The sequence below is a fragment of the Pseudomonas sp. RA_35y_Pfl2_P32 genome (assembly GCF_963970735.1).
Classification (GTDB): Bacteria; Pseudomonadota; Gammaproteobacteria; order Pseudomonadales; family Pseudomonadaceae; genus Aquipseudomonas.
Map to the genome: position 1 here is coordinate 1 of NZ_CAXAQF010000165.1, position 555 is coordinate 555.

Annotated in this window: 1 pseudogene; it reads left to right on the top strand. The window is 64.9% G+C overall.

The features are described 5' to 3' along the window. Positions 1–555: pseudogene (locus AACY45_RS27660) on the top strand (hypothetical protein); the annotation flags it as partial.

Sequence of the window (555 nt, forward strand, 5' to 3'; positions counted from 1 at the left end):
AGAACGGGCATCGTTGCGCTCTCCATCTCGATCTTGCTCGCTGGCTGTGCTTCGTTCTCCCCCGATGCGGGGATGTCCGGCGTCGCCGACATCGCGGCGAATACGATCAAAAAGGATGTGATCGCGACCCGCTCGGTCGATGATGCCGAGCGGGTCAATATCTTGGTAGCGCAACTCCTGCGCCGGACCTTGACGGTAGACACCGCCGTACAGCTGGCTTTGCTAAACAATCGCGGCCTGCAGGCCGCCTACAACGACCTGGCGCTGGCCGAGACCGACCTCGTCGAGCAGAGCCTGCCGCCCACTCCCGTGTTCTCCGTCTCGAAGATCGCGGGCGGCGGCGCCAGCGAGATCGAGCGCCAGGTGGTCGGCGACATCCTGGCGCTGGCGACGCTGCCGTTCCGCTCGGAAATCGCCCGACGACGATTCCATGAAGCGCAACTGCGTGCAGCGTTGGAGACACTGCGTCTGGCTGCCGACGTGAGACGGGCATACTACCAGGCAGCCGGGTCCAGCGAGCTGGCAGCTCTCCTGTCCGACACGAAGACGACGGCC